At 56.5% G+C, this 15,089-nt stretch carries 17 protein-coding genes; 13 read left to right on the top strand and 4 right to left on the bottom strand.

The features are described 5' to 3' along the window. Positions 1-136: 136 nt before the first annotated feature. Positions 137-1,384, top strand: a complete 1,248-nt coding sequence (locus B7L15_RS09455; protein ID WP_085918731.1) for an ABC1 kinase family protein — start codon at positions 137-139, stop codon at positions 1,382-1,384. On the opposite strand, the gene B7L15_RS09450 is transcribed toward B7L15_RS09455, so the two are convergent. Further along, a complete protein-coding gene (locus B7L15_RS09450; protein ID WP_085918730.1) occupies positions 1,381-1,974 on the bottom strand; it encodes a GNAT family N-acetyltransferase in 594 nt (197 codons plus the stop codon). The two genes, B7L15_RS09455 and B7L15_RS09450, sit on opposite strands and share 4 nt — an antisense overlap. A 153-nt stretch (positions 1,975-2,127) precedes the next feature. Between B7L15_RS09450 and B7L15_RS09445 the strand changes: the two genes are divergently transcribed. After that, positions 2,128-3,957, top strand: a complete 1,830-nt coding sequence (locus B7L15_RS09445) for an SEC-C metal-binding domain-containing protein (protein ID WP_085918729.1) — start codon at positions 2,128-2,130, stop codon at positions 3,955-3,957. 3 nt (positions 3,958-3,960) lie between these two features. Here the strand turns inward: B7L15_RS09445 and B7L15_RS09440 are convergent, their stop codons facing one another. After that, positions 3,961-5,328 (bottom strand): AmpG family muropeptide MFS transporter, encoded by a 1,368-nt coding sequence (locus tag B7L15_RS09440; protein WP_085918728.1) that lies wholly within the window; start codon positions 5,326-5,328, stop codon positions 3,961-3,963. A gap of 98 nt (positions 5,329-5,426) precedes the next feature. On the opposite strand from B7L15_RS09440, the gene B7L15_RS09435 reads away from it, so the two are divergent. From B7L15_RS09435 to B7L15_RS19790, 11 genes are all read left to right on the top strand, one after another. Next, entirely contained in the window at positions 5,427-5,945 is a 519-nt protein-coding gene (locus B7L15_RS09435) for an FKBP-type peptidyl-prolyl cis-trans isomerase (RefSeq protein WP_085918727.1), read from the top strand. A 200-nt stretch (positions 5,946-6,145) separates the two neighbouring features. Then, complete coding sequence (locus B7L15_RS09430) at positions 6,146-8,497, top strand: putative monovalent cation/H+ antiporter subunit A (protein ID WP_085918726.1); 2,352 nt, start codon at positions 6,146-6,148, stop codon at positions 8,495-8,497. Then, the gene (locus B7L15_RS09425) at positions 8,490-8,921 is read left to right on the top strand and encodes a Na+/H+ antiporter subunit B (RefSeq protein ID WP_085918725.1); all 432 of its coding nucleotides are present in this window, start codon (positions 8,490-8,492) and stop codon (positions 8,919-8,921) included. The genes B7L15_RS09430 and B7L15_RS09425 overlap by 8 nt, the downstream gene beginning before the upstream one ends. Before the next feature lie 18 nt (positions 8,922-8,939). Further along, the gene (locus B7L15_RS09420) at positions 8,940-9,287 is read left to right on the top strand and encodes a Na+/H+ antiporter subunit C (RefSeq protein ID WP_085918724.1); all 348 of its coding nucleotides are present in this window, start codon (positions 8,940-8,942) and stop codon (positions 9,285-9,287) included. Further along, positions 9,284-10,876: a Na+/H+ antiporter subunit D gene (locus tag B7L15_RS09415; RefSeq protein ID WP_085918723.1), complete on the top strand. Its 1,593-nt coding sequence runs from the start codon at positions 9,284-9,286 to the stop codon at positions 10,874-10,876. Before B7L15_RS09420 ends, B7L15_RS09415 begins: the two co-directional genes overlap by 4 nt. After that, entirely contained in the window at positions 10,873-11,346 is a 474-nt protein-coding gene (locus B7L15_RS09410) for a Na+/H+ antiporter subunit E (protein WP_085918722.1), read from the top strand. The genes B7L15_RS09415 and B7L15_RS09410 overlap by 4 nt, the downstream gene beginning before the upstream one ends. Continuing rightward, positions 11,346-11,615, top strand: a complete 270-nt coding sequence (locus B7L15_RS09405; RefSeq protein ID WP_085918721.1) for a monovalent cation/H+ antiporter complex subunit F — start codon at positions 11,346-11,348, stop codon at positions 11,613-11,615. The genes B7L15_RS09410 and B7L15_RS09405 overlap by 1 nt, the downstream gene beginning before the upstream one ends. Next, complete coding sequence (gene mnhG, locus B7L15_RS09400; RefSeq protein ID WP_085918720.1) at positions 11,608-12,012, top strand: monovalent cation/H(+) antiporter subunit G; 405 nt, start codon at positions 11,608-11,610, stop codon at positions 12,010-12,012. The genes B7L15_RS09405 and mnhG overlap by 8 nt, the downstream gene beginning before the upstream one ends. Positions 12,013-12,135: 123 nt before the next feature. Then, positions 12,136-12,636, top strand: coding sequence for a hypothetical protein (locus B7L15_RS19800; RefSeq protein ID WP_254902911.1), 501 nt, complete (start codon positions 12,136-12,138; stop codon positions 12,634-12,636). A 3-nt stretch (positions 12,637-12,639) separates the two neighbouring features. Then, positions 12,640-13,236, top strand: coding sequence for a hypothetical protein (locus B7L15_RS19795; RefSeq protein WP_254902910.1), 597 nt, complete (start codon positions 12,640-12,642; stop codon positions 13,234-13,236). A gap of 69 nt (positions 13,237-13,305) precedes the next feature. Continuing rightward, positions 13,306-13,788, top strand: coding sequence for a GGDEF domain-containing protein (locus B7L15_RS19790; protein WP_254902909.1), 483 nt, complete (start codon positions 13,306-13,308; stop codon positions 13,786-13,788). Here the strand turns inward: B7L15_RS19790 and B7L15_RS09385 are convergent. Beyond that, positions 13,772-14,206, bottom strand: a complete 435-nt coding sequence (locus tag B7L15_RS09385) for a group I truncated hemoglobin (RefSeq protein WP_085918719.1) — start codon at positions 14,204-14,206, stop codon at positions 13,772-13,774. The two genes, B7L15_RS19790 and B7L15_RS09385, sit on opposite strands and share 17 nt — an antisense overlap. 20 nt (positions 14,207-14,226) lie before the next feature. Further along, a complete protein-coding gene (locus B7L15_RS09380) occupies positions 14,227-15,087 on the bottom strand; it encodes a DUF3034 family protein (RefSeq protein WP_085918718.1) in 861 nt (286 codons plus the stop codon). Positions 15,088-15,089: the final 2 nt, after the last annotated feature.

Raw genomic sequence — 15,089 nt, 5'->3', positions numbered from 1 at the left:
GGTAACAGACACCACACACGTAAGCGCATAGCAGGGGTTGTCGAGAAAATGATGTTCAGCAATTATGCGTATAGCTTTTGTATAATTTGGCAGGATTGCGTAAGCTGCTTATCAGATGCTCAACGAGGCGACTTAAATGCGAGATCGCGGCAGAACACGACGTTTGATGGGATTGGGGGCACGCACCGGCGGGGCGCTACTCAAGACACGCCTGGGTGGCCAGGCAGACTGGCGGGCTCTGGGCGAGGCGCTATTTGAGGGACTATCCGAGCTGAAAGGCCCGGCCATGAAGCTGGCGCAGATCATGTCCCAGTGGGATGACCTCTTGCCGCCGGACCTGGCCGAGGAGCTGTCGCGTCTTCAACGCCAGGCGGAGCCGATGCCCTGGCCGCGTATACGCGAGGCGCTGGTGATGCAGTACGGCGAGCTGGATTCGCACTTTCGGGACATCGAAGAGCGGCCCTTCGCCAGCGCTTCCATGGGGCAGGTCCACAAGGCGGTCACCCATGCCGGCGAAACAGTGGTGCTAAAGGTGCAGTACCCCGGGCTTGCCGACGTGCTGGAAAGCGATCTCAAGCAGGTAAAGCGTATCATGGGATTGGGCCGCTGGTTCAAGGTGCCCCAGGCGCGTCTGGATGCGCTGTTTGAAGAGCTGGCAGCGGGGCTACGCGACGAGCTTGATTATCGCGCCGAGGCCGATGCCATGGCCCGTTACCGCGAACGCTACCAGGCCGATAGCCGCTTGGTGATACCCGAGCCGCTTTTTGAGCTTTCCGGCCAACATGTGCTGGCGATGCGTTTTGTGGGTGGTACACCGCTGCGCGATCTGGAAAGCGCTGACGATGACACCCGCCAGAAAATCGCCGTGGCGTTGGCGGACTGGATCACCGAGGAATTGTTTACCTATGGCGAGCTGCACGCCGACCCGCATGCGGGTAATTTTGCGGCCGATGATCAAGGCCGGTTGGTGATATACGACTTTGGCGCGGTGATTCCAGTGCCCGAGACCCGCTTGAAAGCGATGATGCAACTCCTCAACGCGACCCTTGCCCATGATCCGATGGCGATGGATGAAGCGCTGATGCAAATGGGCGGCCGCCAAGGGCAGGGCACTCCCTTATCGCTTTACCGCGAATCTGCCGAATGTGTGGCGCCGCTGTTTAGCCCCGGTGAACAGGACTTCAATGATGTGCGTGTCCATCGCCGCCTGCGCGAACTGACGCCCAAGGTATGGGCGGCCATGGACCGTCTGCAGCCCCCCGCCGATACGCTGCTACTTTCCCGCGCCCTTAATGGCCATTACTGGAACCTGGTGCGCTTGCAGGCACGGCTTGATATGCACTCGCGGACGGCACCCTTGCTTGAATGGGCCCGAGCGGCTTAATCGAGACGCTTCAGCCAGAACACCATCGATTTGTGGCTTTCTTCATGTTCGCCGATATCTTTCCAGGCAAAAGTGGTGGCGAGTTCAGGGTGGCGTTGGTAGCCCTGAGCATTCCAGAAGCCATGCAACGGGCGATAATTCGGTGGCTGCAATGGATGGCCGGAGGGGCGCTCGACAGCGCAGAAAGCCACTATATCAAACCCTCTGAGCTTGGCATGCGCTTCTCGCTCGGCCATGAAGCGTTTGCCAATGCCGCGGCCACGGTAATCGTGAAGTAGCACCGATTCGCCGTAATAAAACACGCTTGAGGGGGTAATGCCGTTAGCCTCGAACGGGCGGCGGAACTCGTCGACTTCATCGTCCAGGGGTTGTCCGGTGGCTGCGCCAACCAGTGATTCGCCGTCGAATACCAGAACGAACAGGCTGTCAGGATTATCCGCGTAGCGTCCCAGGTAATCCGCTTCATAGCTTAGGTCGCCATCGTAGAGGTAGGGGTAATCACGAAACACCTCAATACGCAGGCGTGCCAGTGCCTGGACATGAGGCGTTATTTCGGCCCCTTGGCAGGTGGTCAGTGTTAGCGTGTCCATTGGTTTGCTCTCCTGATAAAGCGTTGCTCGGCTGGGTAAATGCGCTGCCCGCTGGCAGCCCTTGGCGATCTCGCCAATCCTCTCTGCGTGCCCCCAATGGTCATGCTAGACTATGTCGCTTTTCAATAGGGTCTTTTATAAGTGGAGACGGCAATGCTGGCGGTATGGGTCGATCAGCTGCTGGGATTTGCCTCCGGGGCACTCTCGGCAATCAGGCAGGATGAACACTACCCCGATTTTATGACCTGGGTGCGTGCCGAGGGGGCGGAATATTTCAATGATGATCTGGCGACGGCTCAGGCGCTTGCCCCTATTTTATGGTCGCAAACGCCATTGGAACGACTGGATTTTGCCTGCGAACCCCTTGCCACGCCCGGTCGAAACGAGCCCTGCTGGTGCGATTCCGGTCACAAGTTCAAGCAGTGCTGCGCGAGGGTCGAGTTTCCCACTGAAATCCCCGAGCAGATGATGTGGATGCTTTCGCTGCGCGAGTGGAAGGGTGCGACCCTGAAAGCAGCGCTTGATAGTCAGCGTGCGTTGCCCCAGGCACTGCTTGAAGCCGGATTGATTGCCGCCGAAAGCGGCCAAAGCGGCCGCGCCATGCAGATTCTTGAATCGCTGTTCGATGGCAGTGACTGGTCGCGGCTGCCTGAGCAGGCTGAACCCGCGTTTGAAATTCTGCTGGATATTTACCAGGAACGTGGTTTTACCCGCAAGCGCGCCGACCTGCTCGACGAAGTCCTTGAGCGCGGGCCGCTTTTCCTGCGCGGAGTGGCACTCGAACGGCTATGCCTGACGCACCTGGACAACGATGATCTGGACAGCGCCCGTGCAGCGTTTGTCAAAGCCCAGCAGGCCTTGCCGGATTCGCCGACGCTGGCGTATATCGAAGCCATGCTGCTGCTGCATGAAGGGCACGAGCGTGAAGCCAAGGAGCGCGCCAATTTCTGGTATCGCCGCTTGGTCCGGCAGGGCGACCTTGACGACGATCAGCTCGATTTCCTGGCGGCGCTGGCGGATAACCCCGGTGCTACCCTGGCGGATCAGTTGCTCAGCGCTGAAGAAGACCTGGCAACGCCGTTAATTTCGTTGCAGGCGCTGCTCGCCGCGCTGCCCACTGCGCCGAAGATCGACATCACCCCTAATCCTGATACCGGGCATTTGGAATACCACGTCAGCGCACGCGAAGCGACGCTATTCGCCGCCTGGCACGAGCAGTTTCAGGTCATGGTGGATGACGACGTAGCGCTGGGGTTTCGAGGCGAGCCATGGGGCAACGCAGTGGAGTGGATGTCGGCGTTGTGCGCACACCCCGAATGGCTGGATGCGCCTCAAGTGGTGCAGGACCTGACGCTGGCCCTTACCAGCCGTTTTGGCAGCCTGCCGTGGATGGCGCCCAGTTTGCTCGCACCGCTTGCCAAGCGTCTTTCGCGCTGGCTGACCCAGGCACGCGCTGAGGGGCAAGGTAGCCTGCGCTGGGACGATGCCAATAATGCCATCCTGCTGCGCATTGGCTTGGCCCTGGTGGTGGGCATGGAGCGTGGCGCGCGCCAGCATTCCCGAGAGCTGGCCGAAGAGCTCCTGGCGATCGATCAGGAAGACAGTCTGGGGCTACGTGAACTGGTGCTGGACCAACTGCTGCGCGATGACCGTAATGAAGAAGCCTTGGCGCTCACCGAGCAAGCCAGAGGCGATGGTTCATTGGAGTTGGGGCTGATGATGGGCCGCACGCTGGCGCTATACCGGCTTGGCCATCACGAAGCCGCAGAGCGCTCGCTCAAGGAGGTCGTTACCCATAACCGCCATACCCTGGACATGATTTGCGCTGAAAACCCGCGCCCGGTAATGCCTCACCCCGATGGTCAGGTTGACCCCGGTTCACGCGCCGAGGCCTGGCAGTACCGCACGCTAATGCGTGATCAGTGGCGGACGACCCAGGGGGCGTTGGACTGGCTCGATGCCCACCGCCCCGCGAGTCGCTAAGCGTTAGCGGGTGGCCGTAACAGGGGCGGGCACGAGCTGGCGGTCGCGATTGATCCAGATGGCCAACAGAATGGCTGGCAGGCCCAGCAGGGTGGCCAGCACAAAAAAGCTGGCATAGCCCTGACCAGTCACTACGAGCCCGCCAAAACCGCTGAGGAACTTGCCGGGTAGCGTCATCAACGAAGAAAACAGCGCGTACTGGGTGGCGGTATAGGCGCGGGAGGTCAGGCTGGAAAGAAAGGCGATGAATACCGCGCTGGCAAGTCCGTTGGCCAGGTTGTCGCCGGTAATCGTGAGCACTAGCATGGGCAATTGGTTGCCGATCAGCGCCAGTGCCGCGAACAAAAGGTTCGTCACCATGACAATGCCCGCGCCAAAGATCAGTAGCGGCCCAATGCCGTAGCGTGCCACCAATAGGCCGCCAAGAATGCCCCCTGCAATGCTCATCACGATGCCAAACACGTTGGTCACGTTGGCGATGGTCTCCAGCGAAAAACCCAAATCGATGTAGAGCGGGTTAGCCATCGAGGCCATCGCCAGATCGCTGATGCGAAACACGCCAATGAAGACCAGAAGCCACAGCGCCTTGAGCCCATAGCGGCGGAAAAAGTCGGTAAACGGGCAAACGATAGCGCCAATTACCCAGGCGCCGATTCTGCGCAGCATTTTGGGTTGGCCGCGGCTGGAACGAATAAAGGCCCGTACCTTAGGTTCGTGGATCAACTGAACCGTCAACGAGGCGCGCTTGGGTTCCGGGCGTAGTAGCACGGTCACAACGCCGACGCCTACCAACGCTGCCATGGTCAGGTACGCCACCTGCCAGGACACTGCCGAGGCGACATACAACGCCAATGCCCCGGCGGCGATTAGCCCACCGCGATAGCCGATGATATAGGTTGACGCCATGGCCGCCTGCACATCGTCGTCCGCGGATTCGATGCGGAAGGCATCTATGGCGATATCCTGGGTGGCCGAACCAAAAGCCACCAGCAGCGCAAAGGCTGCGACCCACCCTAGATTCCCTAGTGGGTTCAACCCGGCCAGGCCAATGAGTCCTGCAGCTATCATTGCCTGGGCAAGCAACATCCAGCCACGTCGCTGGCCGAAGTGGCGGGTCAAGACCGGCAGTGCCAAGCGGTCGACCACCGGTGCCCAGAAAAACTTGATTGAGTAGAGCATGCCAATCCAGGCGAAAAAACCAATCGCCGCCACCTCGACGCCGTCGCTGCGCAGCCAGGCGGAAAGCGTCGAAAACACCAGCAAGAAGGGCAGTCCGGCGGAAAACCCTAAAAACAGCATGGTAATGACCGGGGCACGCAGGTAAATCGCCAGGGCAGCGCGCCAACTGCGCTGGGGCGTAGGGGTGGGCATGAAATGCGGCTCCTGAGTAAGACGGTGACAGCGGCCTAATGATAAGCTGTGCCCACGCTTGGACACACGGCCAACAGCTTACCGGAGAGGAGTTTTGTATGTCGATTTCAGCACATCAGGTAGTTACCCTACACTATCGTTTGTATGAAGTGTTGAATGATGGCGGCGAGCAACTACTGGATGATTCTCAAGCGCGGGATAATCCGCTCGAGTATTTGCATGGCCATGACAATATCCTGCCAGGACTTGAGCGTGCCCTGGAAAGCCAGCCTGCAGGTGCCGAGCTTAGCGTAACGCTGGCTCCGGCAGACGCCTACGGGGTCTATAACGAGGCGTTGGTGCAAACGGTCAGCCGTGCCTCCTTTGGGAATACCCAGCTTGAGGTGGGCAGTCGTTTTCAAACCGAAGGTGAAGCCGGGCCGCAGATCGTTACCGTGCTTGGCGTAGACGGGGACAGCGTGAGCATCGATACTAACCACCCGCTGGCAGGCTATACGTTGCGTTACCAGGTCAACGTGCTCACCATCCGTGAGGCAACAAGAGCGGAGTTGGCCAAGGGGCATCCATTGCCACCGGATACCGACTATAGCAAGGTAGAAGACCGCAAGGTTCTGTAACCTACTGATGCTGAAGTTTCAGCGTTGGAGATGTTCGTTGCGGTTTAACTAGTTAAATAATGCCTTGAATGCTAGGATGTTTGCACAATTCTGGCGGTTGAACACCTTCCGCAAGCACTCATGCGTCAGGCTACGTTGTTGCCAATGGAAAGCTCTGTCCGGTATCAGGACCGGAGCTAACACACAGGAGATATCGCTAGATGCAACTCGCCTTATTAATGGGATTTGTGCTGGCGGCGGCATCGCCGCTGCTCAATCGCTGGTTTGAACAGCGGGCAAGCCTTGTGATGGCGATATTTCCGGCCTTTCTTGCGGCTTGGCTCATAAGTCTAGCCCCATCGGTCGTCAATGATGGCCCGATGTTACTGGAATGGCAGTGGGTACCTTCGCTAGGCATAAGCCTCAGCTTCCTCCTTGATGGGCTGTCGTTACTTTTTGGTCTGCTTATTACTGTGATCGGTACCTTCGTGCTGATTTACGCAGGTGGCTATCTCAAGGGTCATGTTGATATAGCCCGTTTTCACGTTGCAATGGTCGCTTTCATGGCCTCAATGCTAGGGCTTGTGCTGGCGGACGGCCTGTTCACGCTATTTGTGTTCTGGGAACTGACCAGCATCACCTCTTACCTGCTGATTGGCTTCAACCATACTGACATTGAGGCTCGTAAGTCGGCCCGACAGGGGCTCTTTGTGACCGTTGCGGGTGGGCTGGTTTTGATGGCCGGGTTGGTGTTGCTAGGCATCGCCTCTGGTAGTTGGTCGCTTTATGAAATTAGCCAGATGGAAGGCGACCTACGGCAACATTCGCTCTATACACCAATGCTGATTTGTTTGTTGATTGGTGCCTTTACCAAGTCCGCGCAGTTTCCTTTTCACTTCTGGTTGCCCAACGCCATGGCAGCACCGACACCTGTGTCGGCGTATCTGCATTCGGCGACCATGGTAAAAGCGGGTATTTATCTGCTGGCAAGATTGCAGCCCGAACTCGGTGGTACAGCGTTATGGGTAGGGATTCTTTCCTTGGTGGGCGCTACCACCATGCTTACCGGCGCTTTTTTAGCGATCCACCATACCAATATCAAGAAGCTGTTGGCCTATTCCACCATCATGGCCCTAGGGACCCTGACGATGCTGCTGGGTATCGGCACCGAATACGCCATGACGGCATTCGTCACGTTTTTACTCGCCCACTCCATGTACAAGGGGGCGCTGTTCATGGTGGCCGGTATTCTGGATCATGAAACGGGCACGAAAGATGTCACGGCCATGGGTGGTCTTCGAAAGTTGATGCCGGTGACGGCCGCTATCGCGATGATGGCGGCATTATCGTTAGCCGGTGTACCACCACTGTTGGGTTTTATCGGCAAAGAGTTAATGCTTGAAGCCACATTGGGGGCTGATAGCTTTCGGCTGCTGCTCGTGTTGCTAGCCTTCGCTTCCGCTGTGCTCACGATTGCCGTCGCCGCCATTGTCGTGATGCGGCCATTTTATGGCCAACGCCAATCGACACCTCAAGATCCCCATGAAGCGCCGCTAAGCATGTTGCTGGGCCCAGGCCTTTTAGCCCTGGGCTCGCTTCTAATCGGGCTTGCGCCTGGATTGCTAGGTGGTAATGCGTTGTTGACGTCGGCGGCGACGGCGGTTTCCGGCCAGCCGATGGAGGTTTCTTTATCCCTATGGTATGGGGTCAATCTTGCGCTGATCATATCGATCGTCAGCCTTGGCCTTGGCTTCCTCGTGTTTAAACGCTGGGATACCGTGCGTTTGAAGCTATCTCGTCTGGAACCCATTATGCAACGTGGCCCGGAGGCGGGTTATGAAGGCTTGATGAACGGTGTCGTAACGTTTTCCGAATGGCAAACGCGGTTGCTGCAAAATGGCTACATGCGTAACTATATTCTTGTCATGCTGACGGTACTGATTGCCCTGATCGGTAATTCGATTCTATTGCGTCATTCCCCACAGCTGGCGTTTGAGCTGGATGTGCGTTTCCACGAAGTCATCGTGGTGGGCACCATGGCGATGGGGGCAATATTTGCCACAATTTCCCGTTCAAGATTGGGAGCGGTGGTATCAGTCGGCATCATGGGGTTCTCCATCGCGCTGGTCTTTATTCTGTTCAGCGCCCCTGATTTAGGCATCACCCAACTGTTGGTGGAGACGTTGACCGTCATTTTATTGGTATTGGTGCTCTTCCGCTTGCCGCGCTTCTCGAATCTTTCCACCGCTCTGGAGCGTATCCGCGACGGCGCAGTGGCCACTGCGCTCGGGGTGCTGATTTTCCTGTTGATCATGACAGCCTGGAGTATCGATCAGTTTGAGACGATCTCCACCTACATGGTGGAAAACAGCGTGCCTTTAGCCCATGGGTTAAATATCGTTAACGTGATTCTGGTCGACTACCGTGCGCTTGATACCTTAGGGGAAATGTTTGTCCTGGCGCTGGCGGCGATTGGTGTCATTGCCATGTTGAAATTGCGCCCCGTTGAAGATGAAGACATCTCCGCTACTAATGGCGACAAACCAAGCGCGAAGGAGCCGTACGATGGTTAAGTCAGGCACCATTATTCTCAATACGGCGGCCCGCTTCTTGATGCCGTTGCAGCTAATGTTTTCGGTTTTCCTGTTACTCCGGGGCCACGACGAACCAGGCGGGGGCTTTATCGCCGGGCTGGTAGCAGCCGGGGCCTTTACGCTTTACCTGTTTGCCTTTGGTGTCAGCGCCACCCGGGAATTGCTACGCATGGTCGACCCACGTGACTTGATTGGCGTGGGGCTGTTGTTTGGCATGGTGTCCGTGTTGCCGGCCTGGTTCATGGGGCAGCCGTTCTTGACGGCCCAGTGGTGGACAATCCCAGTGATCGATTTTAAAGCCTCGACGCCACTTATTTTTGATGTGGGTGTCTACCTCGCGGTGCTGGGCTCAGTGACCGGGATGGTCATGGCGCTGATGGAGGCCGACAAGGATGAACCTTGAGTTAATGAGAGGCGATATATGGAACCGCTAATGGCACTAGCGATTGGGCTACTCTATGCCACCGCTATTTTTATGATGTTACGCCGCTCCATCGTCAAGTTGGTAATTGGCTTAATGTTGCTTTCCAACGCGGCGAATCTGTTGATTTTTACCACGGCGGGCATGACGCGAGGCGCACCACCATTGATACCCGAGGGCCTTCAGCAACCGTTGGGTGAGGTCGCTGATCCGTTGCCTCAAGCGGTAGTGCTGACGGCCATCGTGATTGCCTTTGGGGTACTGGCCTTTGCAGTGGTATTGATTCGGCGTGCCTATGAAATTGTAAAAGCCGATGATTTGGACAAGATGAAGGAAACTGACACGTGAGGCCTGAAGTTGCACTTCCCGTACTGCTGCCGCTGCTCTCCGGTGCCATATCGCTCCTTTTCTGGCGCTCGCGCCCAATGCAGCGGTTTATCGCCGTTGCCGGGAATCTTGCGTTACTCGTCGTCAGCCTTTGGTTATTTGTTGCCACGCTTTCCGACGGCTATATCACCATGCAGGTGGGCAATTGGACAGCGCCGTTTGGCATCACGCTGGTTGCCGATATACTCAGTGCCGTCATGGTGCTGCTCACTGGCATTATTGGACTGGCGATGGGGATATATTCGCTGGCCACGACGGGGCGTAGGCACGAGAAGTTTGGCTACTATCCGTTAATGCATCTGTTATTGGCAGGCGTCGCGGGGGCCTTTTTAACCGGCGATATTTTTAACCTTTACGTGTGGTTCGAGGTCATGCTGGTGGCCTCGTTTGCGCTCCTCACGCTAGGTGGCGAACGTGCGCAGATGGAAGGGGCGATAAAATATGTAACGCTCAACCTGCTGGCGTCGGTGATTTTTCTAACCGCTGTGGGGCTTTTGTACGGTACGGTGGGTACGCTCAATATGGCCGATATCGCCTTGCGCCTCGATGCTGCTGAGCATACCGGAATGGTTGAGGTGCTGGCGGTGATGTTCATGGTGGCGTTTGGCATCAAGGCAGCGGCGTTCCCGCTGTTTTTCTGGTTGCCTGCTTCCTATCACACGCCGTCGGTGGCAGTGTCGGCACTGTTTGCGGGCCTGCTAACCAAGGTGGGCGTTTACTCATTATTTCGTGTCTTCACGCTGATGTTCGATCAGACCATGGGATATTTGCAGGACATCATGCTGTGGGGAGCGGTGTTTACGATGGTTACCGGCGTATTGGGTGCGGCGGCTCAACACGAGTTCAGGCGTATTCTGTCTTTTCATATCGTCAGCCAGATTGGCTACATGATCTTGGGGTTGGCGCTGTATACGCCTCTTGCCATTGCTGGCGGTGTCTTTGCCATCATACACAACATCGTCGTCAAGACGAATCTGTTCCTGATCAGCGGTATCACCCATCGTCTGCAAGGTACCTACCAGCTTAAGAAAATGGGCGGGCTATACCGGGAGCGACCGTGGCTTGCTGTTGCGTTCTTTATCTCGGCTTTTTCCCTGGCAGGTGTTCCACCGCTGTCGGGGTTCTTCGCCAAGTTCGTGTTGGTTCGTGCAGGCCTGGAGGCGGGCGCTTACGTGGCCACAGGATTCGCCCTGGCAGTGGGCCTGATGACGTTGTACTCGATGGTCAAAATCTGGAACGAAGTGTTTTGGAAAGCGCTGCCCGAGGATAACCTTGTGCCCGGTTCGCAAACGCCGGTGGGCGACGATGGTCGACTGGTTAAGCCGAGCTTGTGGATGATGTACCTGCCCGTCGGGGTTTTAGCCTTGATGTCACTGTTGATTGGTTTGTTTGCTGAGCCAGTAATGAACGTCATGACGTTGATAGGTGATCAGTTGATGACACCTTCTGGTTATATTGAAGCAGTGCTGGGGGCTTCCGCAAGCGCTGAAGGCGCATTGGTCACGGAGCTTCAGACCGAGCAGGCTAACGGCACGGAGGAAACGCCATGACCGGTGCAATTTGGAACCTGCTGCTAGGCTTGGCATGGGTGCTGCTCAGCGGTGATTTTACGGGTCTTAACCTGCTGGTTGGGATGGTATTTGGCTATCTTGCTCTGGTTCTTCTGGAGCCTCAGGTGGATGCATTAAAAGGCTATCCGGCCCGTATACCGCGGTTCATTGGTTTCGTCGGCTTTTTTATCAAAGAGTTGGTGCAGGCTAATTTACGTGTGGCGTTCGATATTGTCACCCCGCCCTGGCACATGAAACCTGGCGTCATCGCGTTACCGCTTTCGGCGCGCACCGAAATGGAGATCACCATGGTAGCCAATTTGATCTCGCTGACCCCAGGGACGCTCAGCTTGGACGTATCCGATGACCGCAAAGTACTCTATATCCATGCAATGTTCCTGGACAACGAGGACGATTTGCGGCGCAACCTAAAAGATATGGAACACCGCGCTCTGGAGTTATTTCGTTAATGGAAACCGTTCTTTTAATCAGTCAAGTCATCATGGGATTAACGCTCGTGTTGACGTTTGTGCGTGTCGTCCGTGGACCGAGCCTGCCAGACCGAGTGATGGCACTAGAACTGTTTTCAACTACCGTGGTTGGGCTGGTCGGGGTTTACGCTATTCAATCTGGCGTGGCGAGTTTTCTGGACGCGGCAATCGTGATTGCCCTGATGGGTTTTTTGGCAGCCATTGGTTTTGCGCGCTTTCTGGAACGTGGGGGGCCACGAGATGATTGATTTTATAAAAGGTGCTTTGCTCATTACCGGGTCGTTGTTCATGCTTTTGGCCGCGGTTGGCTTACTACGACTCCCGGACTTGCTGACGCGCATGCACGCCACTACCAAAGCGGCTGCGCTAGGCGTGATTCTGATTATGCTGGCCTCAGCTATGCACTTTGCGGAGGTGGGTGTCGTTGCACGCTCGTTTGCCATTATCGTGTTTATCCTGATGACGGCACCGGTGGCAGCTCATGTCATTGGACGGGCTGGCTACTTTGTGGGGGCGCGATTGTGGAGCGGCACGGTCAAGGACGAGCTAAGGCCTAACTACGACCCCTTGACCCATGAGCTGAAAAGCGGCCTCGAAACCCATGAGAACGCCAAGCGACAACCCCGCGACTCAGACCCTGATTGACTTGCCGCCCACGAAAGCCTTTCAGTCTGTTGTGTTCAACGTGAGTTCATCGCGGTTGAAAGGCAAAGTAAATTTGGAAGTGGTACAGTCGGTCCTATCGTCAACTATTGAGAAGTTCACGCTATGGATGCTGCCGTTTTCAAGCGTTGTTTGCGCCGTTTTCCCGCAGCTCGCTGGGCGCTAGGGGTGGGCATCGCCGCTTTTCTGGTGCCGGTAACGAGCATGGCGCAAACGCTAAGACTGATTGATGGTGATATGGTCAAGCAGGTTGATGTCGAGCAGCTTCGCCAGTCTTCAGACAGCCACTTTCAAGTGTTTGACCCTTATCAGGGAGAAACTGTGGCAATGCAAGGCATGCCGTTTGCTGACTTTCTTGCCCGCCACTTTGGCCGTGTGCCTGCCAAGTTGCGCTTTACTGCCTGGGACGGTTACGAGGTCACGCTAGGCGGTTGGGATGACCCCAACTGGTATCTGGTGACGATAGAAGACGGCAAGCCATTGAGTCTGCGTTCAAGGGGCCCCGTACGTCTGGTGGAGCGGGAATACGGTGAACGGGACGTTAACAGCTTGCGCGAGTTCAATGACTGGATCTGGATGATTCGCAGTATCGAAGCGCGTGGGTAAACCATGAAGCCAATTCTTGACTCATCCCGTGACGTTGATAAAAGCGACTGGGCCAATCGCAAGCGGCCGGGCCGCTACATCAAATGGCTATCGCTCAGCCTGATGAGTTTCATGGCGCTGATGGTGTTGATCATCTATGAAGCCCGCTGGGTGTTTCCCGAGATTCAGACTTACTTCAGCCAATCGGGTAACCTGACGGGGCAGCAGTTGGCTACGCGTTCCCGGCACTATTTACAGGATGCTCAGGCCCGTCTGTTGGACATGCCTGGGCCCGAAGAACGGGCAGCGGCGGTCACGGACATCGAGTTGGCCTACGGCCTGTTCGACGTGGATGTTTACCATCAGCAATATGACTGCACGTCACCCAGCTTAGGCGTGCTGGACGAGACGGTGACGTCGCTGGAAAGCGATAGCGTGTTACCGGTGGTGCTCGCTCGAGAACTGCTCGACCCGATTGCCTGCCTGACGCGTATCGAAATGGGGCAGTTGGATCGCCGCGCGGAAGCCATTAACACCTTTTCGGAGAGAACCCGCTGGCACAACCAGGTGCTTATCTATACCAGCCTTCTGATCTTTGTATTTGGCCTGCTGTTCTGGTGACTGCATGAACGGCAATTAAGGCGTACAGAAAAGGCGACTCAGGAAACACTGCGGTGGATGGGGCGTGCCATGCGTGACCCTTTAACGGGCATTGGCAATCGCAGTGCACTCCACCAGGACGTCATGCAGCAAGCCCAGCAGTTACTAGGCCTAGTGTTAGTGGATATCGATTTTTTCAAACAGTATAACGATACCATGGGGCATCCGGCGGGTGACGCTCTGTTACGCAACCTTGTACTGTTAATTGCCGATGCCTTGCCAGAAGAGGCGACTCTCTATCGGCTGGGCGGCGATGAATTTGCGGCGTTATTGCCTTGCGAGGATATTGATGCGCTGGGTCGCTACTGCCAACAGCTTCACCAAGAAGTGCAACGGTCAGCGTTCTCGCACGCCGCCCATCCGGATAAAAAACAGGTGACGCTCAGTATCGGGGCGACCTGTTTTATGCCGTCGAGAGTGGGGTTCCCCCGGGCCTATGAAGCCGCGGATAACGCCCTTTATCAGGTGAAGACAGCGGGACGGGATGCTTGGCAAATCATTGCCGTCGCATGACATCGGCATACAGTGGCGCTAATCGCCCTAATAACTCGTTTTGAGCTGCCAGAGGAACTCCTTCCTCCGCCATTGCGTCGGCCAGATACTCAACCACACGATTGAAATGAGCATCGTTGATGCCCATGTGCTGATGGGCACGATCCATAGGGGGGCCTTCGTATTGGCAGGGGCCGTCGCTGATATCGCATAGCTGGGTGGCGAAAGCCTCTGCAAAATGGTCGATGTTGGTATTGGTAAAAAAGACCACGACCTCCGGGTCGTCTGCCACCCGATACAGCATGTTCTCGACCACGCGATCAATGGCCTGCATGCCGCCAAGTCGTGTGTAAAGCGATGGTTGGGTCGTATGCTGGGCCGCACAGCCAGTCAGCCAGAGTGCCATCAGCAGCGTGGTGGCGTAGTGGTGAAAACGCATGATGGAGTCTCCTTGACGGGTCAAAAGGCTGCCTGAAGCGACGCATAGGCGCCATTCTGAGACGGTAACCCGGCGATATCGCCCAACGCTAACCAGGCCGCGGTCAGCGATACGTGCTTGTTGAAGAAGTAAGCGCTATACAGGCTTTGCCAATCGTCTTCCTGGGCTGCGCTAAGCAAATCAGGCTTTTGTCGATATTCCATTCCCACCACCCACTTAGGTGTCACAAAGAGTCCCAGGCTGCCTTCGGCAACCCATTCGCGGCCGCCGTTATTGCCGCCAAACCCCAGCAATCCGCCTTGATTGGCGTCGGTATTACGCAGGGTGGCATTCAGCAACAGGTTGCGCCCAGCCACGGCGTTGAACACTAGTTTGCTGGCACTTAGATAAATATCGTTCCCCTGGCCGTGCTGAGCCCCCAACGCTTTGGGGATACTGTCATCGGCTAGGTTTTTATGTTGAACGCCCGCGCTCCAGATGCCCCAAGGGTGATATAGCACATCGCCAAATAAGCGTACCTTGGCACCGACAATGGTTTGCTCCAGCTCGCCACCCAATGTTTCGAGGTCCAGGGTTTGGCGTGCCACAGAGATCTCGACGCGATCGTAGATGTTGGCGCTGGCGGCCTCGACCGTTAAGCGATAATCATCCAGCCAGGCGCGCGAGACGGTTGCCGTTGCCCCGAATTCCTGCTCACTGGCGGTACTTGTCAGCAAGGCCCAGGGCGAGAGTCCACCGCCAGCGGCTCCCTCAATAGCGCCCACACCACCGGTACCTATCAGACGACTGCCAGCAAGGGACGCACTGCTTATTGAAAGCCCAAAGAGGATAATAAGGAGTGGCTTGCCTTTTGCTATTGCCTTAGGGATGACGTTGGACATGG

Origin of the sequence: Halomonas sp. CSM-2 (genome assembly GCF_002119345.1) — a bacterium.
GTDB classification, from domain to species: Bacteria; Pseudomonadota; Gammaproteobacteria; order Pseudomonadales; family Halomonadaceae; genus Vreelandella; species Vreelandella janggokensis.
The sequence above is the reverse complement of the archived record's forward strand: the minus strand, read 5'-3'. Positions and strand labels throughout refer to the sequence as shown.